Genomic DNA, 25,810 nt, shown 5'->3' on the forward strand with positions numbered 1-25,810 from the left:
AGTATAAATCAACAAAAAAACAAAGTAAACCATAATATTATTTGAATAATAATTGTTTTATATTTGTTTTTTGAAATAATATTTTGTTATTGGGGTGAGTTGATGAGTAGAATTACAGAAGTGCTTGACAAAAAAGAAGCTAACTATGTTCTTCCGTTTTTTTGGCAACATGGGGAAGAAGAAGCTATTCTTCGTGATTACGTACAGAAAATTTATCAAACTGGAATTAAAGCGATCTGTGTTGAGTCAAGACCACATCCAGATTTTATTGGAGAGAGTTGGTGGCGTGATCTCGATATTATTATTAGTGAAGCAAAAAAAGTTGATATGAAAATTTGGATATTAGATGATTCACACTTTCCAACAGGATATGCTGTTGGAGAAATTGAAAAGCATTACCCACATTTTAGGAAAAAATTTTTAAAATTACATCAACAAGATTTTGTAGGGCCGAAAAGCAATGGTCGAGTTATGGTTTCATGGGCTATATCTGGACAGAGTAGAGAACATGTAATGCAAGTAGGAGTGGACCCAACAGCAGATAGGCGGGACCATAGCAGCCACAGTTTAGATCAAGTCATTGCAGTGGTTGCTGCCAAAAAAATAGACTTTAAAATGATTGATCCACATTCTTTGATTGATATCACAGACCAATTAACTGATGGTATTGTGTATTGGGATTTTCCGGAGGGTGAATGGAGAATCTTCACTATTGTTCAATCCATTAATGGTGGAGAGAAAGCAACAGAAGGTTATTTAAATCCAATGATACCAGAAGCAACAGATATCCTTATTAACAAAGTTTATCAAGCGCATTTCGAACGTTATAAAGACGAATTTGGCAAAACAATTGAAGGCTTTTTCTCAGATGAACCTCGTTTTGGTAATGTGAAAGGACCAGAAGCTTCGATAGGACGTCTAGAAATGGTATTGCCATGGAAGGAAGGGATGTTAAATTTACTTGAAACAGAAGCAAAAATTAGCATTCAAGAATTGCCTTTGTTATGGGTCAATGGGGGAATTCGTGCTCATGAGGTTCGTTATCAATATATGAATTTGATTACTAATTTATATAATGAAAACTTCTCAGGTCGAATTGGGAAATGGTGTAACGATCACGGTGTCGAATATATCGGTCATATTATTGAGGATAATAATGCTCATGCACGGCTAGGTTATGGCCCAGGTCATTTTTTCAGGAGTATGGCTGGCCAAGATATGGCCGGTATAGATGTCGTTTTGCATCAAATATTACCAGGTATGGACAAAGGTTATAACAAATCATTCACTTCAACAGGGTGGGACGGGGAATTTTTTCATTATGGTTTAGCTAAGCTAGGGGCTTCGCTAGGTCATCTTGATCCTAAAAAACAAGGTCGAACAATGTGTGAAATGTATGGGGCATATGGCTGGGGAGAAGGGTTAAAGTTAATGAAGTGGCTTACAGACCATATGTTTGTTAGAGGAGTTAATCACTTTGTTCCTCATGCCTTCTCACCAAAGGCATTTCCAGACGATGACTGCCCACCACATTTCTATGGACGTGGTCACAATCCGCAATATCGTTATATGAGTCATTTAATTCATTATATGAATAGGATGAGTCATTTATTAACCGGTGGTCAGCACATAGCTCCAGTAGCAATTCTTTATCACGGTGAAGCAGAATGGTCAGGACAATACATGTTATTTCAGAAAGTGGCGAGAGAGCTGATGCAAAGTCAAATCGACTTTGATGTTGTACCAAGCGATTTTATCATTGATAGTCAATTGGACCAAGATAAGCTAAAAATTAATGAAGAAACTTTTAAGACACTTGTTGTTCCTTATTCTGAATCGTTACCAAAAGCTTTATTAGAAAAACTGGCAAACGCTGTTAGAAACGGTTTTTCAATATATTTCATTGATGGGTTCCCTATACGTTCGAGCGAAGGGGAAGATGTTAGGGGGTTGATCGAGCAATTAGTGAAGTCGACTTCAACCATTTGCGTTAAGCTAAATCAACTTGTTACCGATTTATTTGAGCATACTATTTATGATATTCGAGTTAGTGAAAGCCAACCATATCTACGTTACTACCACTATCAACATAAAGAGTTGGATATTTATATGTTCTTTAATGAAGACCCTACTAAATCAATTGAAACAAAAGTAACCTTTAATCAATTGTCGCAACCTTATATCTATAATGCTTATAATAATACAATTTATGCATTAACTAAGCGCCTAGACAATGATCAACAAATAATCGATTTAACACTATCACCTTATCAATCAGTGATATACATTTTTACTGACAACCATTTAGGAGAGATAAAAACAGAAAACGAATATACTGGGTTGAAACCGTTTGAAATTATGGGAGAGTGGACGGTTTCGTTTGCTACAGCTGAAGCATATCCGAATTTCACTAATGCAATAAACATCACAGAATTAATTGACCTTGCTCAACCGGATCAATTTCCTGATTTTTCTGGGACGATACGATATGAAACAACATTTATTTATGATAGAGAGATTACTAGTGCGACACAATTAATAATTGAAGAATTATATGAAATAGGTCAAGTATGGCTAAATGATAACAATATAGGTGTTGCAATCGCTCCACCGTACCAATTTGATATTTCCAAAGCCTTAGAAACTGGAAGGAATAGGTTAGTTATTGAAGTAACCAATACATTAGTTAATCAGCAAAAAGATTTTCTATCTCAGTATTTATTGCTTGAAGGGACAGGCATTACAGGAAAGATAACTATAGTAGCAAAATAAGCTTCGAACTGCATTTAAGCAGTTCGTCCATCGGTGAAAAATAAAGCGCTTTATTTTAAATATATTTAGTAGGAGTGATTTAGATGGATCATAAAAAAGTTGCCAAAGAAATTGTAGAGACGATTGGTGGCCAAGCAAATGTTAATAGTGTTTTTCATTGTATTACACGGCTGCGCTTTAAATTAAAAGACAATACAAAACCAGAGAAAGCAAAAGTTGAGGCTATTGAAGGTGTTATATCTGTTATTGAACAAGGTGGTCAATACCAAGTGGTTATTGGGAATGAGGTTGAACCTGTTTTTAAGGAAGTAGAGAAATTAGTCGGTGATCAAGCTGTTAAGCTAGATAATGAAGAAAACAAAAATCAGAAATTGTTTGATCGATTTTCAACGATGATTTCGGGTGTATTTACACCTATGCTAGGTATTTTAGTCGCCTCAGGTTTAATGAAAGGACTTGTGGCTATCTTAAGTGTTACTAATCTTTTAAGTGAAGGTTCAGATACTTATATTGTCCTTAATGCTCTTGGTGATGCTTTATTTTACTTTTTTCCTATCTTTCTAGGCTCATCAGCCGCTAAATATTTTGGAATGAATCATTTTTATGGGATTTTAATAGCTACTGTTATTATTTATCCGGATATAGTAAGCGCAGCAGAAGCAGGAGAATCGTTTGCTTTTTTAGGAATTCCAATGAATTTAATGAATTATACCCAGACTGTGTTTCCGATTATAGTCGCAGTGTGGCTTGCTTCACTCATTGAGAGGCAATTACAGAAACTCATTCCTCAAGCTTTTAAGTATTTCTTGTTGCCATTTGTGTTATTTATGGTTGTTATACCAACTACATTATTCATAGTTGGACCAGTTATCCAAACATTAAGTAATATGTTAGCTGATTTGACATTTACAATATATAATTTTAGTCCGGCAATTGCTGGTTTAATTTTAGGTGGGCCATGGATTGTTATGGTTATGTTCGGTCTCCATTGGGCGTTCATCCCGTTATTTATAAACAATATGATAACTGGTGGGTATGATGATGTCATGGGGTTATTAGCAGCAAATCAGTTTGCGATGGCAGCAGCAGCTTTTGCGGTAGGTGTAAGAATGACTTCCAAGAAGGAAAAGAGCTTAGCCTATTCTACTGGATTAACATGTTTATTAGGTATAAGCGAACCTGCACTCTATGGGATATTATTACCAAGGAAAAAGCCGTTAATTATGGCTATAATTGCTGGTAGTATTGGAGGTGTATTTGGTGGTCTCTTGCAGGCGAGAGTATACGCATTTACTGCTTCAGGATTTTTTGCTATACCGGGTGCGATCAATCCAGCTGGTATCGATACGGGATTTTGGGGTTATGTAGGACAAATGCCAATAGGGTTTGTTATAGCTTTTGTATTGACTTACTTTTGGGGGTATAAAACGAAAGTGAAAGCTGTGCCAAGAGATTAATAATCCAAAAATAAATAGAGGGTTGAGCAATAGCATCGCTCAACCCTCTATTTTATTATCTACTTAACAATAAAAAACTATAAGCGTCTGGTGAGAATCGTTGCCCAAAATCGTATTTAACAATTAACAGAAGTGGCGTTCAACAAGTAATCTTCTACTACTTTTGCCACACCATCATTCATATTGCTATCTGTAACGAGGTCGGCGACTTGTTTAATATCATCAGGGGCATTACCCATAGCCACACCGAGACCGGCAAATTCAATCATTTCTTGGTCATTATAACTATCGCCAATCGCAATCACCTCTTCACGAGCTATCTGACAAATTTGAATTAAATGATTTAAACTGGTCCCTTTCGTTACCCCTTTTTCAGTAAATTCAAGGAAGTAAGGTTTTGAACGCATCACACTAAATTGTTCAGCTAGTTCAGCTTGAAGCTTTGCTTCGACAACTTTCAAATGATCAGGTTGATCAACCATAAGCACTTTTACAGGAGCTTCTGTTACATTTTCCGTGAAGTGATCGACTAACTTAATCGGCAGTCCGGTAATTTCTGATTCAATATCGGTATAAGGATTAGATTGCTCGGTTATGATTTCATCCCCTACGTAAGTATGGATATAAACATCTTCTCGTTGACTAAGCTGATAAAGGCTTTCTACTTCAGCTAGTGATAAGGTACTGCTAAATATATCTTGACCGGATTGGTAATCGATAATTTTCCCACCATTAAATGAGAGAATAAAGCTACCATATTGGGCTAAACAGAGCTCATCAGCAATTGCTTTCATCGCATATGTAGGTCGGCCTGAAGCTAAGACCACTTTTATCCCTTTTTCCTGAGCGGTTAGCAGCGCTTTTTTGGTGCGTGGTGAGATGGTATGATCATCTCTAAGTAACGTATCATCTAAATCTAGAACGATCATTTTATATGACATTGATGTTTAGCTCCTTTTTTTGTGATTCTTTTTCATTTTACTAGATTTTAAAAAAGAAAGGTAGTTTAAAATTGAAGTTTTATATGTTGCTGATGAGGATCGCTTTACCACAGATAACCGTCCCCACACCGCTCACTTTATATAACTCAACTTTCGCACATTGAAAATAGTCATCCAACCTTCTGATACGTTTAGAACATTATTTGTTCCGAAAAGCAATGGATTCGCTTTTCGCGGGGCTGGCTTCAGCTCATCCTATTCCCGCAGAAGTTTCCCCCCCTTGCTTATCTCCACTTAGACGGGAATGCGATTTCTCCATTTTTCGTGCGGTCGCTACCCTTATGCTGGCTTGGCTGAGCCTGAAATTTCAGATGAGAAAATTGAGTGAAATATAGAATCCCTATTTTCTTTTTATCTTCTTTGTGCTCTAATGACTATAGAGTTAGTTTGGAAATGAGGAAAGACGATGAAGAAATTTAAAAAGTTTTATTTAGAAATAACGAGTGCTTGTAACCTTGCTTGTAGCTTTTGTCCTCCCACGCTTCGGCCTAAACAGTTTATTTCTCCTGAAGATTTTGCTAAGCGACTTGATCAAATTAAACCATATACAGACTATATTAATTTACATGTCAAGGGTGAGCCACTTCTTCATCCAAAGCTTGGTCAGTTATTGGACATTAGTGCTGAAAAAGGATTTTATGTCAATATAACAACAAATGGAACGTTAATTACGAAAAAGAAACAACAGTTATTAAACAAACAGGCATTGAGGCAAATTAATTTTTCTTTACATAGTTATCAAGGGCAAGCAGAACCACTAAATAACGAGGGCTATCTAAAAAATGTATTCGCTTTTATTAAAGAGGCAACTTGCTTATCGAATTTAATTGTATCATTAAGATTATGGAATCTTTCACAAGCGAATATGACAGATGTGGAGGTATCTAAGAACCGTGATATATTGGAAATGATTGAATCTGAATTTGGTTTAACCTATAAAATTGAAGAAAAGAGTAAGCCTGGAAGCGGGATAAAGATAGCAGATCGTATTTACATTAATCAAGATTATGCATTTCAATGGCCATCGCTAGCTGAAGTAGAGGGTGATGGTAAAGGGTTTTGTTATGGTCTTCGCAATCAAGCAGGGATACTAGCAGATGGAACGGTAGTCCCGTGTTGTTTGGATGGCGAAGGCGTGATCAACCTTGGTAATATTAATGAGCAGAGCTTTTCAGAGATTGTCGCGAGTGAACGAGCGGTCGCTTTAGTTGATGGATTTTCACGGAGGGTTGCTGTTGAAGAGCTTTGTAGAAAATGTGGCTATCGAAAAAGGTTTGATAACTAATGGGGTTATCTTATCTATAGAAGGTCTTGATAATAAAATTCAACTCACTTTATCACAGATACCCGTCTGTAAAACCCTCCCTTAAAATAGAGAACAGAGGTCAATCGATTGAGGTGATTGATAACGGACAAGTTTTGATTCCCTCAACGAACCTGCAATCAGTGGGCGAAGAACGAAACCGCCCATTGATGCAGGTTCGTTTTATCTAAGGAGAACCTAGATGAGTTAAAAAGTGCTCTAAGGCAAATCAATTAATGAAATACAAACATCCCAAGTAATACCATATTACTTTAGGTGATTTTCAATAAATGGAAACATAATACAAATACTAACAAAACTTGTGTCTTTCTAATTCACATGATATTCTTAGAAGAATAACCAAATAAAAAGGAAATGGGGTCATGCGATTTTATGATGTCAATTAACCCTAAGTATAACGGTTCAACGCGAGAAGTTGTCTATCAACAAGTAAAGAAAAAGATTATAGATTTAGAATTAAAACCAAAAACAAAAATATCTGAAACAGAGATTGCAAAAGAATTAAATGTAAGTCGTACGCCTGTACGAGAAGCTTTTTTAATGTTAGCCCAAGAAGAATTGATAGGTATTTATCCGCAAAAAGGAACAATAATTTCTGAAATTGATCTTGATATTGTTGAGGAAGGTCGTTTTGTTCGAGAAAATATTGAGCGAGCGATTGTTAATCAAGCATGTAGTATGTTGGATGGAGAGCAACTGTTTCGTATCGAAAGCAATATTGCAATGCAAAAGTTATGTCTAAATAAAGGATCATATCAACGTTTATTTGAGCTTGATGAAGAATTTCATTTTTTATTGTTTCAAGGTTGTGGTAAGTTACGAACATGGAATATGATTCGCCAGATGAATAGTCACTTCGATCGCTTGCGTGTGCTTCGTTTAGCATTAAACCTCGATTGGGAAGTGGTAGTTAGTCAACACGAAGCACTGCTCCAGCATATTGAACAACAAGAGAAGCAGAGAGCCGAAGAGTTAATGGTTAGACACTTGAACTTAGTCAACTATGAAAAAGAAGATTTAAAAAAGCGGTATCCAGATTATTTTAAACAATAGGCTTTGAATAAAATGCTTGCTTTATTGTTTATTAAGTAGGCACTTTTATATGTGAAAATTTTAACGTACTTCCGGAAATAATTCCCTTCTTCAAGCGTGTAAAGGATGTAGCCCAGCGGTAAGGGGAAGATGAATTTCGGTTGGGCAATAGACCAAAGGTTCATTATTTTGTCTTTTGCCTCAATGCATTATCATCAGTCTTATAAAGTAGAAGAGTTGATATAACAATGAAATTAGATAGTAATAACCACTCATATTCTAGATGTATTACCATATTAGTTGTGAAGTATCGAAGGAAAGTAACAGATGATACCATTTCAGGCTATGCCAAAGAAATAAGGATGATAAGTGGTGGGAGTAGTTCACAACAATCGGTAGTTAATCATTCCGACTTTGGTTTCGATGAGCTGGTGTTATTTTTTCTTCAATAATAATTACTATTGGGTGTTTGAAAAGTGTTCCACAAGTCAGTGACTTATTCTTAAGATCTTTAGTTTACACTTTGTAGGTAAATTAGAGTAATTTGAATAGGTCATTTTTTTAGTTCTTTGAGTTGAAAAAAAACTTAAAACAAGATATAATTCTGTTGTCTAGTATACTAGTAAACTTAATTTTGAGAAGCATAGTCGTATGACATTGTTTAGTATGTTAGTAGATTAAGCATCTATACGTCTCTATATAAGGTGGATATGGCAATGGAATTATCAGAAGTATTATAGTGATATTCAGTAAAGTTAAGCCGGAAATAAGGGCTAAGTCTTAATAATTAAGCAATGAAAATATATAGGAGGAAATTGGATATGATAGAAGAAAACACGGATATGATGATCAGTGAAGAAGATTTATCCAGTTATAAAGCGTGGTTACAGTATAAGCAAATTACGAATGAACCTCTAAAAGCCACTTATCTGAAGATGTTAAAATCCATTCATATTGTTTCGAACTCAAATATTGTTGATTCAGCAGTTAAAGAACTTTTGCTTGGTATAGAAGCAATGCTTGGTCGCCGACCAACAATAGAGAAATCCCCAGCAGAAGCAACAATAATTTTGGAAACGATTACAGATATTGAAGTTGATGATAGAGATAGGTTCTCACAGGTAGGAGAAGATGGTTTTGAAATCATAGTGCATCATAACTTTAGTGAAAAAACACAGATTTTTTTAGCTGGTCAATCAGAAAAAGGTGTTTTATATGCGGTTTTTAGCCTGCTGCGTTCATTGCAATTGCACCGTCCAGTAGATCGATGGGCAACGATTGAGACACCGAAAAACCGACTTCGGATGATTAATCAATGGGATAATATAGATGGAACGATCGAGCGAGGTTATGCAGGGTGTTCGATTTTTTTCAAAGATAATACCTTTAGGGAAAACATACAACGAATCAAGGACTATGCACGTTTACTTGCGTCGGTAGGAATTAATGCTATATCAATTAACAATGTTAATGTATGGGATATTGAGACAAATTTAATTACACGAGAATACTTACCAAAGGTACGTCAAGTAAGTGATATTTTCAACCGATATGGCATCTCAATGTTCCTTAGCATTAATTATGCAAGTCCCATTACGATGGGCGAACTTGATACGGCTGATCCTTTAGACAAGAGAGTGAAGGTCTGGTGGGAAGAAAAGGTAAGAGATATCTATCGCTATATCCCTAACTTTGGTGGTTTTGTAGTAAAAGCCGATTCAGAGGGAAGATCAGGTCCTTTTAGTTATAATCGTGATCATGCTGATGGAGCTAATATGTTAGCTCAAGTTCTAAAACCATTTAATGGAATTGTCGTTTGGCGTTGCTTTGTTTATAATCACCTGCAGGATTGGCGTGATCGTCAAACAGATCGAGCTCGGGCAGCTTATGATCACTTTAAGCCAATCGATGGTAAATTTCTTGACAACGTTATTTTGCAAATAAAAAATGGCCCAATGGATTTTCAGGTTCGTGAACCGATCTCACCTTTACTAGGGGGTCTTAAGGAAACAAATTATATGTTAGAATTGCAGATTACTCAAGAATATACCGGCCAGCAGATTGATTTGTGTTATCTAATTCCACAATGGAAAGAAATTTTAAATTTTGATACGCACGCTAAAGGTGAAGGAACGAAAATCAAAGATATAGTAAATGGTGATGTTTTTGGCAACAGACTTGGTGGTATTGCAGCAGTATCTAATATTGGAGATAATATGAATTGGACTGGGCATACATTAGCGCAAGCTAACCTCTATGGTTTTGGTCGTTTAACTTGGGATCCTGATCTAAGCACTGAAGAAATTACGCAAGAATGGGTTAACTTAACGTTTGGCCACAACTCACAAGTTGTTGAGAATATTCAAGCTATTTTGTTGAAATCTTGGTTAGTCTACGAAAATTACAGCTCACCATTGGGAATTGGCTGGATGGTTAATCCAAACCACCATTATGGCCCGAATATAGATGGCTACGAATATTCTAAGTGGGGAACTTATCACTATGCCGACAGAGATGGTATTGGGGTTGATCGAACAGTTGATACAGGAACGGGTTATGCAGGTCAATATTTTTCACCTAATGCTGAGATTTATAATAATTTAGAAAAATGTCCCGATGAGCTATTATTGTTTTTCCAGCATGTCTCATACCGTCATGTTCTTCAGTCGGGAAAAACAGTTATTCAGCACATTTATGATACTCATTTTGATGGAGTGGAACAAGTCAAAGGGTTTATTGACAATTGGTGTAAGTTAGAAGGTGAAATTGATCAAACGATATTTAACAATGTGCGTGAGCGATTACAGTTACAGTTGCAAAATGCAATTGAATGGCGCGATCAAGTCAATACTTATTTTTATCGTAAATCAGGTATTTCTGATCAACATAATCGAATGATTTATTAAAGTGAAATAAGAGCTGTTTCAAGAATATTTAATAATAAAAACATTCATCTGGTAAGTTTTTCTTGACTTGATGAGTGTTTTTTTATGGAAATTGATGGAGGTAGGTCTAATAAAGAAAGTATTTTCAATAAAACTATTTTTATGTATCTTGTTTTAACAGCTAATTTTTTCTGGTATATCACTACTTTACTAAATTATTTACTTTAGAAAAACGATTAAAATTATATTCAGTAAATGACTAGATATTATGATCGATAAAAAAGCAGATAAAAAACGAGTTCAGCTATTGAATTTTTATAAAGATGGTTATATAATAACTAGTATACTAGTTATACTAGAAATCCAATGTAGTGATTATACCCTTATGACATGTAATGTGTTATTCAGTAAAGGAGGTGTTATGCTCTATATTTCCACCTTTAATGTAAGCGCTTTAAAATATGAGTAAGATGGTTTGCAGAGGGATGAAAAGGGTGTTTAGATACTTATCTAGTTTTTGGTTTTCAAAAAAATTGGAGGTCATATTATGAGAAACAAGAGATGGTTATTTATCTCGTTGATCACATTTTCTGTAGTTATTTTAGGTTGTCAACAAGATGATAATGAAAATGGAAATGAAACAGATGAAGTGCTAGAAGATGTAATCGCATTAAGCGTGTTGCACAGTTTTACTGGTGAACAACCACAAGCCCCAGTTATTGAGCCAGCTTTTGAAGATTTTGATATGGAACATGATGATGTTCAATTAAGCATTGAAACGGCCGGTGGAAATGATATTGAACAAGTATTACGTGTGCAGATGTCAGCGGAGGATCCGCCAGATGTATTTACGCACTGGGGAATGAGAAGAACAGAAGATTATATTCGTAATGGTAATATCCCTGACATTACCGAACTTATTGAATCTGAGTCAGATATGAAAGAAATGTTTCGAGAAGGCTCGTTTGATCCAGTAACTTACCAAGGTGGCATTTATGGTTTGCCAATATTGTCATATACGTATTCTTTTGTTGTCAATACGGAATTATTTGAGGAACATGGTGTTGAGGTTCCTACAACTTATGATGAATTACGTGATGCTGTGATTACATTTGAAGAAAATGGGTTAGTCCCTTTTGCAGCAAATAATCATAGTGCACGTTATATGCTATTAAATTTTTTCTCTCAGAAAAAGTCACCAGAGGATATGATCGCTCATGCAACAGCAGAAGAGCCATTTACTAATGATATGTTAAGTGCTGCAGAAAAAGTTCAAGAGCTAGCCTCACTAGGTGCTTTTCCAGATGGCTATATGAGCTTGGCAACAGCACAATCTGCTGAAATTTTCAATGCTGAACAGGCACCAATGTTCTATCAACAAGATTGGACGCTTGCCCACTTAGATAGTGAGCAGATGGATAAATATGAAATCATCCCATTTCCATTAGGAGATGATGATTCAGTACGTACAAACCTTTCTGGTACAGGTCAATTTATTTTTATGAGTAACGACGCATATGAAGATCCTGAAAGACGAGAGAAAGCATGGGAGCTAATGAAATGGATGGCTAGCCCAGAGATTGGTACGCGTATTATCGAAGAAGTAGCTGATATTTCAGCATTAGAGGTTGATTATGATCAATCTGAAATTAGTCCTTTATTAGCAGCTGCATTAGAAGATCTCGAAACAACAAATAATGTTATTCCATCATATGATGAGGAATTATTTGCTTCTGCTGTTGAAGGCGACTATTGGCCGTTAACGGATTCTTTATTATTAGGCAATATAACACCGGAAGAATATGTGGATGAAATGAATGCACTTATAGAGGAACATCCAAATACACAATTCGACGAGTAATACGCTTGATAGGTTAGGAAGTAAATCTAATACTTCCTAACCTAAATGTGCATAGAGGAGGTAGTAAAATGGCACAAAAAAATCGATGGACACTCGTGTTTTTTGCGATTCCTACTTTATTATTCTACTTTTATTTCTTTATAAGTCCGCTCGCTAATACTTTTTATGTTAGTTTTTTTGATTGGGATGGCCTTTCAGAGCAATTTTTCGTTGGTTTAAACAACTATATTGAGTTATTCCAAGATCCGATTTTTTATTCTGCGCTTTGGAATTCTTTTTATTGGGTAATTCTAGTTGTGCTAATTCAAATACCCATTGCTTTTTTTCTTGCTTATTTTCTTTACCAACGTGTAAAAGGATTTCGTTTGTTAAGAACGATTTATTTCGTCCCCGTAGTGACATCAAGTGTCGCGATATCGTTGGCTTTTAGTTTTATTTATAATGCGCAATTTGGGATTTTAAACAGTTTTTTAAATATGATAGGGCTCGGTGATTTAACCACAGATTGGTTATCTAATCCTTCAACGGCGGTAACAGCTGTTGCGATCCCATTTGTTTGGCAATTTATAGGGTTAATGATGATTATATTATATTCCGGTTTACAAGCCATCCCTGATGATTTAATTGAGGCAGGAGAAGTGGATGGTGTCAACGCAGTGCAAAAGATTATTTATATTATTCTCCCATCTATGAAACCAGTGTTATCTATGTGTTTGATCTTGGCAATTACTTATGCATTTAAACAGTTTGACTATGTCTTGCTTTTAACAGGTGGTGGTCCTGTTTATTTAACAGAAGTATCTGGTTCATATATGTATAACCAAGGTTTTTCCGAAAATAATTACGGGTATGGAAATGCTATTGCTGTTGCAATGATGGTAATTGTCGTTATCATTGCATTTGTTATCAATAAGATTTTCAAAACTGATGATTAAAACTATAAGGGAGGTTATAAGATGGCGCAACAAGTAATGTTAGAAAATAAAAAAAGTCTTATGGTGCGTATACTGCCAAAAGTAATAAAGTATTTTTTTGTTTGGGGATTTTTTCTGATCAACTTTGGTTTGTTTTTTTGGATATTGATGACTGCATTCAAAGATAATCGTGAAATCTTTGCAAGTCCATTCGGTTTTCCAGAATCGTACAGTTTTGAAAATTTCCTTCGTGTATTAACAGAAGGGAATATGGCGTTATATTTATGGAATAGCTTTCTTGTTACAATGATAACGATTGTGTTTTGTCTCACTTTAAGTGCGACGATGTCTTATGTGTTATCACGTTTTCAATTTAAAGGAAGGCAATTTCTTTACATTTTATTTGTAATCGGTATTACCCTTCCGTTACAGTCATTAATTTTTCCGATGTTTTTCAGAATGCATGAGCTTGGCTTGCGTGATTCATTGCTTGGAATCATCATTGTTTATACTGCACTTAATTTACCGAGGTCAGTATTTTTACTTGTTGGTTATATGAAAAGCATCCCTCGTGAGATGGAAGAATCTGCATTAATGGATGGTTGTAATTACTGGCAAATTTTTATGAAGATTATTTTACCATTAAGTAAACCAATGCTTGCAACTACTGGAATTCTAATTTTTTTATCCACTTGGAATGAATATGTTTTTGCTACTGTATTGCTATCTTCTGATGCGAATGCAACATTACCGTTAGGGTTAGCAAACTTCCAAACGGCATACACGAGTCAATACGGCTTAGTATCAGCAGGAATTATTATTTCAATTATTCCGATCTTAATTGTTTATATCATATTCCAAGAACAAGTAGTTAAAGGAATGGTTTCGGGAGCAGTGAAAGGTTAGGTAAAGGGGTCCCGTACAATGGTTAAATGCGTCATAATTACTTATGATTAGCTATTCAAAGACTAATAGTAAATTGAAGGAGGAACAAAAATGAGACCAATACATCCACAACTAAAGGGAAAGGTTGCGGTGATTACAGGGGGTGGCGGTGTTCTCTGTGGTTCGATGGCACGTGAGCTCGCCAAACATGGTATGAAAATTGCGATTTTAAATTATCCTAAGGAATTTGGTGATCAGACCGCAACGGCTATTAAGGAAAAAGGGGGAGAAGCGCTTTCGATATTTTGTGATGTAACTAAGCGTGACATTGTTGAACAGGCAAAGGATGCGGTCGTAGAGGCATTTGGTCGTGTTGATTTATTAATTAATGGCGCAGGAGGTAATCATCCAGAAGGGTCTACGACAAATGAAGTATACGATCAAGAAGATGTTGAGGACCCAGAAGTGCGAAGCTTCTTTGACTTAACACAAGAAGGTTTTAATCATGTTTTTAACCTCAATCTGATGGGGACGCTTTTACCGTCACAAGTATTTACCAAAGCGTTATTAAAAACCAAAGGTTCAATTATTAATATGTCATCGATGAGTGCCCCTTCTCCGATGACAAAAGTGCCGGCCTATAGTGCAGCGAAAGCGGGTATTGATAATTTCACGCAGTGGATGGCTGTTCACTTCGGTAAGACAGGAATCAGAGTTAATGCGCTGGCGCCAGGTTTTTTCTTGACCGAACAAAACCGACGATTATTAACGAATGAAGATGGTTCTTATACTGAAAGAACGAAGAAAATCTTATCACAAACGCCAATGGACCGACTTGGAAAGCCTGAAGATCTTCATGGGGCCTTATTGTGGCTAGCTGATGACAGTTATAGTGGTTTTGTGACAGGTATAAGTGTCCCCATTGATGGCGGGTTTATGGCTTATGCAGGTGTTTAAGAGGTGATTGATTGTGTCTAGTAAAAAAAGATAAATAAGATGCCAGTTTTAAAGTGTCGGTTTAGATCATTATAAATTATGTTACGCAATTTAAAGTTGAGTCGGTGGGATAGCCCACCCTTAATGAATGAGCTGAAAGGAGAAAGAAAAATGCGCATGGTGTTTAGATGGTTTGGTAAAGAGAACGATCCTGTTCCATTGACTCATATTAAACAAGTTCCAGGATTAGAAGGAATAGTTTGGGCACTTCACGATGTGCCAGTTGGTGATGTTTGGCCATTGGATCAAATTGCCGAAGTGAAAAAACATGCTGATCAGTACAACTTAAATATTGAAGTTGTTGAAAGTGTTAATATTCATGAAGATATCAAATTAGGTCTGCCAACACGAGATCAATACATTGAAAATTATAAATTAACCATTAAAAACCTTGCTAAATATGGTGTTAAAGTCATTTGTTATAATTTTATGCCGGTCTTTGACTGGGTACGCACAGAATTATACAAAACCCATAATGACGGAGCGACTTCTATGTTTTTAGAAAAACAACAAATTGAAAGTGTTGCTCCAATGGAACTTGTTAAAACGGTTTCGTATGATAATAGTTATTCGATGCCAGGATGGGAACCTGAGCGATTAAAACACTTGGCAGAACTTTTTAAGTTATATGAAGGGGTGACAGAAGAAGATCTATGGAGTCATTTACAGTATTTCTTAGAACAAGTGGTCCCGATTGCTGAACAAAATGATATTAAACTAGCAATTCATCCTGATGATCCACCGTATACGGTATTTGGTTTACCTCGAATTATAAAAGATCGCCACGATCTTAGCCGATTAGTTGAATTAGTAGATAACAAATATAATGGAATTACCTTTTGTACTGGTTCATTGGGAATTAAACCTGAGAATAAATTAGAAGAAATGATTAAAGCGTTTGCTGAGCGAATTCACTTTGTTCACATTCGTAATTTAAGAAGATACAAAAATGGAGATATCCTTGAAACGTCACATAGAACAGAGGACGGAGACCTTAATATTAATAAAATCGTCAAGACCTTACATGAAATCGGATTTCATGGTTATGCTCGCCCGGATCATGGTAGGCAAATTTGGAATGAAAATTGTCGACCAGGCTATGGTTTTTATGATAGAGCGCTTGGCATAATGTATTTGTGGGGGCTGTGGGATGCCTATAATCAAAATTATTATTATAGAACAAAATTAAAGTTAAACGGTTAAATCTAATAAAAAGGATGATCAAGTTGGATAGTTTTTTAACAGAAGATCGAAGTTTTTCATCAATAGCTGAAATGTGGTTAGGTGAAGATCATTATAAATGGCGTATGCTCAGAAGTAATGGTGTTTCATAACCATATATAACTGGTCATAAAAATGGAAAAGACAAATTTATGAAATGGGCTGAAACCGTACCGCATTTAACCTAAAAGATATGGATGCTATGGCTGGTTTAATAATGATAATATGTGCCCAGTTAATTTGAGAATCTAGGGGTGCAAATTTTATAGAACTGTATTTGGCAAGTAGATGGCATGTCAAATCTTCTTTTTTGCCAAATGCAGCTATAAGATAATTTAATGATTACAGATTTTAAGTCTCCTAATAATGATTACATCAATAATTTCCCTCTACACCTTCTATGATTAACGTGCTTTTTCACTTTACAATACTTACCTTTTTATTCTTTTATTGTTCTTTCCAATCTTTCTTTCAAAACCTTCACCTTACAATTAGTCTGGCAAATAAGGACAGTTTTATCACAACTCACGTCATTATATTTTATGAGTTATTCCAATATATTTATGTATAGGTAACGGTTTCAATGATGGGAGGGTAGTAAATGCAAAAATGTCACTTAGCTGTCGATATTGGAGCCTCAAGTGGACGAGTGATGGCAGGCTTTATCAATCAAGAAAAATTACAGCTTGAAGAAGTGTATCGTTTTGAGAATCAAATGATTTCAAAAGATGGCCATCTATGTTGGGACATCAATCATCTATATCAATCGCTTAAGACTGGGGTTAAAGAAGCCGTGCAGCAACAGTTTAAACCAGTAAGCTTGGCGATTGATACGTGGGCAGTCGATTTTGTTCTGCTTGACCAAGATGGTGCTTTACTGACGGATGTGATTGCTTATCGTGATCATCGCACCGATGGCGTGATGGAACAAGTTTTCCAACAAATTGACCCATCTGATATTTACCAACGTACAGGGATTCAATTCCAACCTTTTAATACGATTTATCAATTAAAAGCATTGAAAGATAGTCAACCTGATCTTTTAGCACGTGCACAGACATTTTTAATGATTCCTGATTACTTGAATTATTTGTTGACAGGAGAAAAAGCCAATGAATATACCAATGCAACATCAACACAGTTGGTCAATCTAGAGACAAAAGATTGGGATTATGCCTTAATTGATAAGTTAGGTCTACCGAAGCAGATATTTCAGCCGATTAAGTTGCCAAAAACAGCATTAGGCTCGATAAAAGACAGTCTAGCTGAAGAGCTGGGTGTTAATTTTAGAGTGGTTTTACCTGCCACACATGATACTGGTTCAGCTGTTATTGCGTTACCTGAACAACAAGAAACGATTTATCTAAGCTCTGGGACATGGTCATTAATGGGAATTGAAGCATTAGAACCGATTGCAACAGAAGAAGCATTACTTTATAACTTTACCAATGAAGGTGGCGTCGATTATCGTTATCGGTTTTTGAAAAATATAATGGGATTGTGGATGATCCAAGAAGTTAAGCGTTTATATAATGATCGCTATAGTTTTACTGATTTTGTAAGTTTGGCAGAACAAGCTGCGTCGTTTAATAGTATCGTTGATGTCAATGATCAGCGTTTTCTAAGTCCAGAAAATATGATTGAAGCGATTCGTAGTTATTGCCGTGAAACAGGCCAACCGGAGCCTACCACAACTGGTGAATTAGCACGAACCATTTTTATCAGTTTAGCTAAAAGCTATCAGCAAACGATAGAGGAAATCGAAAAATTGACCACACGTTCCTATAATCAGATCAATATCATTGGTGGCGGCTGTCAGAATGAATTATTAAATCAGTTATTAGCTGATTTTAGTAAAAAAACCGTCTATGCTGGTCCGATTGAAGCAACAGCGATAGGAAATGTAGTTGTTCAGCTCCTTGAAGCAAAACAACTCAGCACATTAACAGAAGCACGCCAACTTATTAAGCAATCTTTTCCTATTAAAATATTTCAACCAAAGGAGAATTGAGCCATGTCAATTGAACAAAGTTATCATTTAGCAAAACAATACTATCAAAAGTGGGGGATAGATGTAGAAGCGGCTCTAGAAACATTAAAGAAAATACCGATTTCCATTCATTGTTGGCAAGGTGATGATGTTAGTGGTTTTGAAGTTGATCAGCAAGAACTGTCTGGTGGGATTGATGTGACCGGTAATTACCCTGGTAAAGCAACCACACCAGAGCAATTGCGGAAAGATATCGAACAAGCACTACAACTTATTCCTGGAAAACATCGTATTAATTTACATGCGATCTATGCAGAGACCAATGGGGAGAAAGTTGAACGTGATCAGCTAGAACCAAAACATTTTCAAAATTGGATAGATTGGGCGAAAAAGCATCAACTCGGGCTTGATTTTAACCCAACCCTCTTTTCACACCCAAAAGCGGATGATGGCTTAACTTTATCCCATCCCAATAAAGAAATACGTGACTTTTGGATTCGCCATTGCCAAGCGAGTCGGCGGATTGCTGAGCATATTGGTAAAGAATTAGGATCACAAACGTTAACGAATATTTGGATACCAGATGGTTATAAAGATACGCCCGCTGATCGTTTGACGCCGAGAAAACGGTTGAAAGCTTCACTTGATCGTATTTTTAGTGAAGAGATAGATGAGCGCTACAATATTGATGCAGTGGAAAGTAAGTTATTCGGGATCGGCTCAGAAGCTTATGTTGTAGGTTCACATGAATTTTATCTCGGCTATGCTTTGAAAAATAATAAATTATGCTTACTTGATACCGGTCACTACCATCCGACAGAAATGGTGTCCAATAAGATTTCATCCCTTTTATTATTTAGTGATAAGGTTGCGCTTCATGTGTCCAGACCTGTTCGTTGGGATAGTGACCATGTTGTGACATTTGACGATGAGCTAAAAGAAATAGGACTAGAAATTGTCCGAAACGATGCGATCGACAAAGTTATGATTGGACTTGATTTCTTTGATGCGAGTATTAATCGGATTGCGGCATGGACCATCGGTACACGCAATATGTTAAAAGCATTACTGTATGGCTTATTAATGCCTAATGAGCAATTAAAGGCTTATCAAGAAGAAGGTCATTTTACCGATCGCCTAGCTATTTTAGAAACATTTAAAACCTACCCGTTTGGTGCGATTTGGGACTATTATTGCCAACTGATGGGTGTGCCGGTTGAAATGGATTGGATGCAAGACGTTCGCGAATATGAGAAACAAGAATTATTAAACCGTTAGTAACTGAATGAAATATATCTGTCATTACATACAGATATATTTCATTCACAGATAACCGTCCGTAAAACGCTCACCTTAAAATGGAGAATCTATTTAGGTGGGCGCTAACAGACGCTAATATCTTGATTTACTCCACTATCAATCAGTGAGCAAAGAATGAAAACGCACATTGATTGAGGTTCGTTTTACAAAAAAATGTGAAATGTTGAACATTATTATTAAGGAGGAATTTAAAATGGCTGTATTGTATGTGCCGAGCACGAATTTAGTAGGAAGAGGCTGTTTGCAAGAGCTTGCCCCGTTTATTGATGATTTAGGTTTTAACAAAGCCCTTGTTGTAACCGATCAATTTTTAAATCAAAGTGGAATCGTTGCAAAGGTAACGGCACAATTGGAGAAAGCACATGCGGATTTTGTTATTTATGATCAAGTTAAACCCAATCCAACGACATCGAATGTGCATAATGGGGTAGATGTATTTAAACGCGAAAATTGTGATTTTATTGTCTCAGTTGGTGGCGGATCGCCCCAAGATGCAGCAAAAGGTATCGGTTTAGTTGTTGCAAATGGTGGGGATGTCCGTACGTTCGAAGGTGTCAATAAAACAGCGAAAAAATCGATCCCAACTGTTGCTATTAATACAACAGCTGGTACATCAGCAGAATATACGATTAACTATGTGATTACAGATGAAGAACGTGAAGTGAAGATGGTAATGGTCGACAAAAATAGTTTAGTCGAGATATCCGTTAATGATCCAGAATTAATGGTTGATAAGCCTAAAGCGTTAACAGCTGCAACTGGAATGGATGCTTTAACACATGCGATTGAAGCGATTGTGACACCGGGCGCTTATAAGATTACCGATGCAACAGCTTTGGCAGCAGTAGAGACCATCTTTGCATATTTACCTCGAGTGGTTGAAGATGGTCATGATATTGAAGCGCGCGAACAAATGGCCTATGTGATGTTCTTGGCAGGTGTAGCTTTTAATAACGCAGGTCTCGGCTATGTCCATGCAATGGCGCATCAGTTGGGTGGTGTTTATGACTTACCACATGGTGTCTGCAATGCAATGTTATTACCAATTGTTGAGCGTGAAAATGCATTACGTGACCCGAAAAAGTTCCCTGCCATTGCTAAAGCGATTGGTTTAGATATAGCAAATAAATCAGAGAAACAATGTGCTGATGCGGTAATTGATGCGATTACACAATTGTCTATTCAAGTGGGCATCCCGACTAAGTTGTCTGAATTAGGGGTAGATGAAGTTGATCTGGATAAGTTAGCGGAGAATGCAATGAAAGATGCTTGTGCGCCAGGAAATCCTTTTACACCGACGAAACAAGAAGTAATTAAAATGTTTAAGCAAATTTTGTAGTGCTTATTAATTAAATAGATAAACAAAAACAAAACAAGTTTACAAGCTTGTTTTGTTTTTGTTTATGTTGTTATAATTGGTTTTATAAGTTAAAATAAAAATATACAAAAAGAAATGAGGTAAAATAATATGGGGAAACAAACAAAACAGATTATTCATGCACCATTTGTTCAAGATATGATTGAAGTGACACAGAACATGTGGCGTAATGGATGGGACGAACGAAATGGTGGTAATGTTAGTTATCTTTTAGAAGAAGAACAACTACAAAACTATTTAGATCTGAATCATGTCAAACGCTCGATTCCACTAGCATTCCCAGTCAAAGCTTTGGCAAATCGTTATTTTATTGTAACTGGATCAGGTAAATATTTTAAAAATGTAGCGAAAGACCCAGAAGATACATTAGCGATCTTAAAAGTAGCTTCTGATGGACAATCGGTCGATTTGTTATGGGGACTTTCAAATGGCGGAAACCCAACCAGTGAATTGCCTTCTCACTTTATGAGTCATATTGCACGTCTTGAAAATGATGAGCAGCATCGTGTCATTATTCATACGCACACCACGAATGTCATTGCGATGACATTCGTACACGATTTATCAGCTAAAGCCTTTACAAAAACGTTATGGCAAATGTGTACCGAATGTGTCGTTGTCTTTCCGGAAGGCGTAGCCTTACTACCGTGGATGGTGCCAGGTACAGATGAAATTGGAACGGAAACAGCACAAGCCATGGAGACACATCGCCTTGTTGTTTGGCCACATCATGGAATTTTTGGTGCTGGGGAGTCAATTGATGATGCGTTTGGATTAATTGAAACAGCTGAAAAAGCGGCGCAAGTTTATATGTTAGTAGCTTCGCATCCAGGTGGAATCAAGCAAACGATCACTGACCAAGAATTAATTGATTTAGCAGAAGCATTTCATGTCACACCAAATCCTAACTATATTTAGATCCTAAGACGTTATAGGGTTGCCCTATAGCGTCTTTATCTTAAGTAACTGTCCGTAAAACGCCGAGAGCAGAGGCGCATCTATTTAGATGGGTGATAACAGACGCTGATGTCCTGATTCACTTAACGAACCTGCAATCAGTGGGCGAACAATGAAATGGTACACTGATTGAAGATTCGTTTTATAAATTTTTGAAAGCTCAACTTTCACTGATTAGCAAAGATTGCGATGATAGGAGGAAAACTATACAATGGAATAAGAGATCGGTTTGAAAAGAAAAGAGGTTGATGTTTATGCTAGTGGCTGAGCGCCATCAAAAGATTGTTGAGCAAATAGAGGATAAGCGAATTGTTAAAGTAGCCGAATTAAGCCAGCTTTTTTCTGTAACAGAAGAGACGATTCGTCGTGATCTTGAGAAATTAGAAAAACAGGGATATTTAACGAGAAGCCATGGTGGAGCAGTATTGAATGAAAAAAAAGAACAAGATGACATTCCTTTCGAACAACGGGAAATTACGAATATAGACGCAAAAAAAAGGTTGGCACGAATAGCTATACGTTATGTTAAGCAAGCTGATACAATTATTTTAGATGCAAGTTCGACGGCTTGGTATATGGCGCAAATCATTCCAGACATGCCTTTGACGGTGGTGACGAATTCACTTAAGGTGGCAGCTGAATTAAGTAGGAAAGAGCGTATTACAGTTATTTGTACAGGGGGAACGTTACTTACCCGATCAGCCTCATTTGTCGGTCCGCTAGCGATTAAGGCCTTGGAAAAATATTATGTCACTAAAGCTTTTATTTCATGTAAAGGTATGCACTTAGAACGCGGTTTTACCGAGTCAAATGAACAACAAGCCCTAGTGAAACAAAAAATGCTAGAAACCAGTGAACAAACCTTTATGTTACTAGATGATAGTAAGGTAGGGGTACAAGCGTTTTCAGTTTTGTCTGAACTTAACACGGCTGATTATTTAATCGTTAATACACCCCTACCGCATGCAATCGTAACTCAACTTAATGAACAGCATCAGGATTTAAATGTGATCATTGATTAATAAAAGGTTTAGTTCTTAATAAGAAGTGGCATAATATATATAGGAATACGACGGTTATCACAGATAACCGTCCGTAAACCCCCCTTAAAATAGAGAGTAGTGCAAATCGATTGAGGTGGGTGCCAACGGACGCTAATGTTCGGATTCATTCAACGAACCTGCAATCAGTGAGCTGAGAACGTAAAACATCTAATGATCGAAGATTCGTTTTATTGGAGGGCTACTTATGAAGAATATCTTGCTTGTTTGTGCTGTTGGAATGTCTAGTAGTATTCTTGTCAATCGAATGATTAAAGCAGCATCGGAAAAAGACGAGGATATTCTTGTTCATGCATGTGGCATGGGCGATATAGACAAGTTTATTGATGAAGTTAACCTGTTATTAATTGGACCTCAGATTGCTTACGTGGAAGGACAATTAAAAAAGGATTACGGAGAACGGTTATCGTTGCCAATAAAGATTATTTCAAGTAAGGATTATCAGACAATGAATGGCGCCCGTGTTTTAGAAGAAGCCCTGCAAATGATCGAACAAGCTTAAGCTGGTATACCTAATTGGGGTGCCAGCTTTCTTAATGTTTAGCGATCTAATCAATTGAGTTATTAAGCTTTTTCCACTAATAGAGGAAAAGAAATAAATTAATGATGACTTGAAACCGCTTAATCAGTTAGAGTAATATTTAAGAGAGGGGAGTGACGATAAATGAATACAAGACAGCAATATCTATTGAAGGAACTGATCAGTGAACAAAAACCAATTACAGGTGATCAATTGGCTAAAATGATTCAAGTCACCTCTCGCACGATACGCAATGATCTGAAAGAAATTGACCGATTGTTGACAACTGAAGATGCGGGTGCATCAATTCACTCTGTTCGTGGACAAGGCTATCAACTTGATGTACATAACGAGGACAAGTTCAAATATTTTATTCGCACCGTTGTTGAGATAGATGAAACAGTCCCCGTGGAACCAGAAGATCGTGTGCAATATCTTGTTAAAAAATTTTTACTTAGTTCCGAATATTTAAAAATTGATCAATTAGCTGATGAATTGTTCGTTAGTCGATCGACACTTCAAAATGATTTGAAAGATGTGAAAGTTATTCTTGAGAAATATCAACTTCAGCTAGCTAAACGACCCAATTATGGATTGAAGTTAACTGGAAAAGAAAAGCAAATTCGTTATGCGATTTCTGAACTGTTATTGAGGCGGACAACGGTGACAACCGATGAACCACATCAACAGGGCTGGTTATTACCTGCTGAACAAATGGAAGTTATTCATGCTATTGTATTAAAACGATTAAAGGCCGTCCAATTAAATTTATCTGACATCGCTTTAAATAATTTAGTTGTCCACATTGCGATTGCTTGTCGGAGGATTAGAAGTGAACAATATGTTGAGCTCGTTAATCAAGATGAGGCTGATATTCGTAATAAGAAAGAATATCAAGTCGCTCAATTGATTATCGAAGATATTGAAAAAGCTTTGGATATCACATTTCCAACTGTAGAAATCTCATACGTAGCGATGCACTTATTAGGTACAAAATTATTTTTGAATAAGAATGGAACAGATATGAGAAATAGTTTTGACAAAGAAATTCTGCTCACTGTACAACAAATGGTCCAACGTGTGGAAGAACAAATGCAATTCGGCATTCTTGATGATCAGGAGCTCCATGCTGCCATCGCTATACATTTAAAACCAGCGATTCACCGCTATAAGCATCATATGAACATTCGTAATCCAATGCTTGAGGCGATTAAAGTCAATTATCCGATTGCATTTGAAGCGGGTGTGATTGCCAGTCAAGTGATAGAAGAGGCCTTTAAAATAGAAGTCGACGAGAATGAAATTGGTTATATTGCTTTACACTTTGGTGCTGCCATTGAACGGGCTAAGTTACAAACAAAACCAAAACGTTGTTTAATTGTTTGTACAACAGGTCTAGGCAGTTCTCAACTTTTATTATATAAAATGCGAGCTAAATTTGGGAATCAGCTCACTATTATTGGGGCAACTGAATTGCATAATTTGTCACAATATGACGAAGACACCATCGATTTTATTGTTAGTACCGTACCACTCCCTGACACCATCCAAATACCGCATGTTGTTATTAGTACACTGCTCGGAGGTAGTGAATTAGCCAAAATTGAAGAAATGGTTGACTCAAATACGCACTCCATCATTGATCGTTATTTAGATCAAGAGCTTGTTTATCTCAACTTGGATTTAAAAACACCGCAACAAGTGATTGAATTTCTAGGACAAGAATTAATGAATAAGGGTTATGCCAAAGCGGGTATTATCGAATCAGTTATGGCTAGAGAAAAAGCAGCTTCAACAAGTTATGGTAACTTGGTTGCCATTCCACACCCCCTAGAAGCAAAATCGGATCGAACGTTTTGGACCTTAGCAACACTAGCCGAGCCAATTGATTGGCAAGGTCATCCCGTTCAATTTGTTTGCTTGTTGCATGTTGCAGACGAAAATAAAGAAGGTCTTGAACCGATGTATAAAAGTTTGATTCGATTTGTCGATGATCGTCATATTATTGAGGAAGTATTAGCAGTTAACGATGTAAATAGTGTCATGAAAATCATTAAAAAGATGTAGATATCATTTAGCAAATGCCTATAGCTTTAGTGCTTGAAATAAAGTGCTGTCGCTATAGGTATTACATTAAATTGATTAGTATAGAAGTCTACCATATTTAAAATATAGTTTTAATGTAAGCGTTTTATTTCAACCTTATCTTTTTCCTTTGTAGCGGAAAACTGTTCCC

Annotated in this window: 19 protein-coding genes and 1 pseudogene; 19 read left to right on the forward strand and 1 reads right to left on the reverse strand. The window is 36.5% G+C overall.

Annotated features, from left to right (window positions below):
* Positions 1-102 precede the first annotated feature (102 nt).
* Together JOE23_RS02660 and JOE23_RS02665 are read left to right on the forward strand one after the other, a co-directional pair.
* Positions 103-2,772, forward strand: coding sequence for a glycosyl hydrolase (locus JOE23_RS02660; protein WP_204435737.1), 2,670 nt, complete (start codon positions 103-105; stop codon positions 2,770-2,772).
* A gap of 83 nt (positions 2,773-2,855) precedes the next feature.
* A complete protein-coding gene (locus tag JOE23_RS02665) occupies positions 2,856-4,229 on the forward strand; it encodes a PTS transporter subunit EIIC (protein ID WP_204435738.1) in 1,374 nt (457 codons plus the stop codon).
* 116 nt (positions 4,230-4,345) lie between these two features.
* On the opposite strand, the gene JOE23_RS02670 is transcribed toward JOE23_RS02665, so the two are convergent.
* The gene (locus tag JOE23_RS02670; RefSeq protein WP_204435739.1) at positions 4,346-5,170 is read right to left on the reverse strand and encodes a Cof-type HAD-IIB family hydrolase; all 825 of its coding nucleotides are present in this window, start codon (positions 5,168-5,170) and stop codon (positions 4,346-4,348) included.
* Between the two features lie 466 nt (positions 5,171-5,636).
* On the opposite strand from JOE23_RS02670, the gene JOE23_RS02675 reads away from it, so the two are divergent.
* The 17 genes and pseudogenes from JOE23_RS02675 (at position 5,637) to JOE23_RS02755 (ending at position 25,641) form a co-directional block, all read left to right on the forward strand.
* The gene (locus tag JOE23_RS02675; protein ID WP_204435740.1) at positions 5,637-6,515 is read left to right on the forward strand and encodes a radical SAM/SPASM domain-containing protein; all 879 of its coding nucleotides are present in this window, start codon (positions 5,637-5,639) and stop codon (positions 6,513-6,515) included.
* Between the two features lie 414 nt (positions 6,516-6,929).
* A complete protein-coding gene (locus tag JOE23_RS02680) occupies positions 6,930-7,607 on the forward strand; it encodes a GntR family transcriptional regulator (protein ID WP_420827528.1) in 678 nt (225 codons plus the stop codon).
* 227 nt (positions 7,608-7,834) lie between these two features.
* Positions 7,835-7,945: pseudogene (locus JOE23_RS17810) on the forward strand (IS200/IS605 family transposase); the annotation flags it as partial.
* Positions 7,946-8,407: 462 nt separating this feature from the next.
* Positions 8,408-10,492, forward strand: a complete 2,085-nt coding sequence (locus JOE23_RS02690; RefSeq protein ID WP_239585207.1) for an alpha-glucuronidase family glycosyl hydrolase — start codon at positions 8,408-8,410, stop codon at positions 10,490-10,492.
* A 526-nt stretch (positions 10,493-11,018) separates the two neighbouring features.
* The gene (locus JOE23_RS02695; protein WP_204435743.1) at positions 11,019-12,332 is read left to right on the forward strand and encodes an ABC transporter substrate-binding protein; all 1,314 of its coding nucleotides are present in this window, start codon (positions 11,019-11,021) and stop codon (positions 12,330-12,332) included.
* Positions 12,333-12,400: 68 nt separating this feature from the next.
* Positions 12,401-13,267 (forward strand): carbohydrate ABC transporter permease, encoded by an 867-nt coding sequence (locus JOE23_RS02700; protein ID WP_204435744.1) that lies wholly within the window; start codon positions 12,401-12,403, stop codon positions 13,265-13,267.
* A gap of 21 nt (positions 13,268-13,288) precedes the next feature.
* Positions 13,289-14,152 carry a carbohydrate ABC transporter permease gene (locus JOE23_RS02705; RefSeq protein ID WP_204435745.1) on the forward strand — a complete coding sequence of 288 codons (864 nt, stop codon included), beginning with the start codon at positions 13,289-13,291 and terminating at the stop codon, positions 14,150-14,152.
* Between the two features lie 90 nt (positions 14,153-14,242).
* Positions 14,243-15,088 carry an SDR family oxidoreductase gene (locus tag JOE23_RS02710; protein ID WP_204435746.1) on the forward strand — a complete coding sequence of 282 codons (846 nt, stop codon included), beginning with the start codon at positions 14,243-14,245 and terminating at the stop codon, positions 15,086-15,088.
* Between the two features lie 150 nt (positions 15,089-15,238).
* Positions 15,239-16,330 (forward strand): mannonate dehydratase, encoded by a 1,092-nt coding sequence (gene uxuA, locus JOE23_RS02715; RefSeq protein ID WP_204435747.1) that lies wholly within the window; start codon positions 15,239-15,241, stop codon positions 16,328-16,330.
* Positions 16,331-16,353: 23 nt separating this feature from the next.
* On the forward strand, positions 16,354-16,461 hold the full coding sequence (locus JOE23_RS02720; RefSeq protein WP_204435748.1) for a glucuronate isomerase: 108 nt from the start codon (positions 16,354-16,356) through the stop codon (positions 16,459-16,461).
* A gap of 488 nt (positions 16,462-16,949) precedes the next feature.
* Positions 16,950-18,359, forward strand: a complete 1,410-nt coding sequence (rhaB, locus tag JOE23_RS02725; protein ID WP_204435749.1) for a rhamnulokinase — start codon at positions 16,950-16,952, stop codon at positions 18,357-18,359.
* Between the two features lie 3 nt (positions 18,360-18,362).
* On the forward strand, positions 18,363-19,616 hold the full coding sequence (gene rhaA / locus JOE23_RS02730) for an L-rhamnose isomerase (protein WP_204435750.1): 1,254 nt from the start codon (positions 18,363-18,365) through the stop codon (positions 19,614-19,616).
* A gap of 235 nt (positions 19,617-19,851) precedes the next feature.
* A complete protein-coding gene (locus JOE23_RS02735) occupies positions 19,852-20,997 on the forward strand; it encodes an iron-containing alcohol dehydrogenase (RefSeq protein WP_204435751.1) in 1,146 nt (381 codons plus the stop codon).
* A 129-nt stretch (positions 20,998-21,126) separates the two neighbouring features.
* Positions 21,127-21,954: a rhamnulose-1-phosphate aldolase gene (gene rhaD / locus JOE23_RS02740; RefSeq protein ID WP_204435752.1), complete on the forward strand. Its 828-nt coding sequence runs from the start codon at positions 21,127-21,129 to the stop codon at positions 21,952-21,954.
* 293 nt (positions 21,955-22,247) lie between these two features.
* Entirely contained in the window at positions 22,248-23,015 is a 768-nt protein-coding gene (locus tag JOE23_RS02745) for a DeoR/GlpR family DNA-binding transcription regulator (protein ID WP_204435753.1), read from the forward strand.
* A gap of 226 nt (positions 23,016-23,241) precedes the next feature.
* Positions 23,242-23,556 (forward strand): PTS sugar transporter subunit IIB, encoded by a 315-nt coding sequence (locus JOE23_RS02750; protein WP_204435754.1) that lies wholly within the window; start codon positions 23,242-23,244, stop codon positions 23,554-23,556.
* Between the two features lie 162 nt (positions 23,557-23,718).
* Entirely contained in the window at positions 23,719-25,641 is a 1,923-nt protein-coding gene (locus JOE23_RS02755) for a BglG family transcription antiterminator (RefSeq protein WP_204435755.1), read from the forward strand.
* Positions 25,642-25,810: the final 169 nt, after the last annotated feature.

The organism is Amphibacillus cookii (genome assembly GCF_016908375.1).
GTDB lineage: Bacteria > Bacillota > Bacilli > Bacillales > Amphibacillaceae > Amphibacillus_C > Amphibacillus_C cookii.

What these genes read in the sequence shown, in the direction of transcription:
- JOE23_RS02735 (WP_204435751.1), top strand. Translation starts at nt 19,852, where the DNA reads ATGGCTGTATTGTATGTGCCGAGCACGAATTTAGTAGGAAGAGGCTGT.
- JOE23_RS02665 (WP_204435738.1), top strand. Translation starts at nt 2,856, where the DNA reads ATGGATCATAAAAAAGTTGCCAAAGAAATTGTAGAGACGATTGGTGGC.
- JOE23_RS02700 (WP_204435744.1), top strand. Translation starts at nt 12,401, where the DNA reads ATGGCACAAAAAAATCGATGGACACTCGTGTTTTTTGCGATTCCTACT.
- rhaD (WP_204435752.1), top strand. Translation starts at nt 21,127, where the DNA reads ATGGGGAAACAAACAAAACAGATTATTCATGCACCATTTGTTCAAGAT.
- rhaB (WP_204435749.1), top strand. Translation starts at nt 16,950, where the DNA reads ATGCAAAAATGTCACTTAGCTGTCGATATTGGAGCCTCAAGTGGACGA.
- JOE23_RS02710 (WP_204435746.1), top strand. Translation starts at nt 14,243, where the DNA reads ATGAGACCAATACATCCACAACTAAAGGGAAAGGTTGCGGTGATTACA.
- JOE23_RS02755 (WP_204435755.1), top strand. Translation starts at nt 23,719, where the DNA reads ATGAATACAAGACAGCAATATCTATTGAAGGAACTGATCAGTGAACAA.
- rhaA (WP_204435750.1), top strand. Translation starts at nt 18,363, where the DNA reads ATGTCAATTGAACAAAGTTATCATTTAGCAAAACAATACTATCAAAAG.
- JOE23_RS02745 (WP_204435753.1), top strand. Translation starts at nt 22,248, where the DNA reads ATGCTAGTGGCTGAGCGCCATCAAAAGATTGTTGAGCAAATAGAGGAT.
- JOE23_RS02670 (WP_204435739.1), bottom strand. Translation starts at nt 5,170, where the DNA reads ATGTCATATAAAATGATCGTTCTAGATTTAGATGATACGTTACTTAGA.
- JOE23_RS02695 (WP_204435743.1), top strand. Translation starts at nt 11,019, where the DNA reads ATGAGAAACAAGAGATGGTTATTTATCTCGTTGATCACATTTTCTGTA.
- JOE23_RS02690 (WP_239585207.1), top strand. Translation starts at nt 8,408, where the DNA reads ATGATAGAAGAAAACACGGATATGATGATCAGTGAAGAAGATTTATCC.
- JOE23_RS02750 (WP_204435754.1), top strand. Translation starts at nt 23,242, where the DNA reads ATGAAGAATATCTTGCTTGTTTGTGCTGTTGGAATGTCTAGTAGTATT.
- JOE23_RS02675 (WP_204435740.1), top strand. Translation starts at nt 5,637, where the DNA reads ATGAAGAAATTTAAAAAGTTTTATTTAGAAATAACGAGTGCTTGTAAC.
- uxuA (WP_204435747.1), top strand. Translation starts at nt 15,239, where the DNA reads ATGCGCATGGTGTTTAGATGGTTTGGTAAAGAGAACGATCCTGTTCCA.
- JOE23_RS02660 (WP_204435737.1), top strand. Translation starts at nt 103, where the DNA reads ATGAGTAGAATTACAGAAGTGCTTGACAAAAAAGAAGCTAACTATGTT.
- JOE23_RS02705 (WP_204435745.1), top strand. Translation starts at nt 13,289, where the DNA reads ATGGCGCAACAAGTAATGTTAGAAAATAAAAAAAGTCTTATGGTGCGT.
- JOE23_RS02680 (WP_420827528.1), top strand. Translation starts at nt 6,930, where the DNA reads ATGTCAATTAACCCTAAGTATAACGGTTCAACGCGAGAAGTTGTCTAT.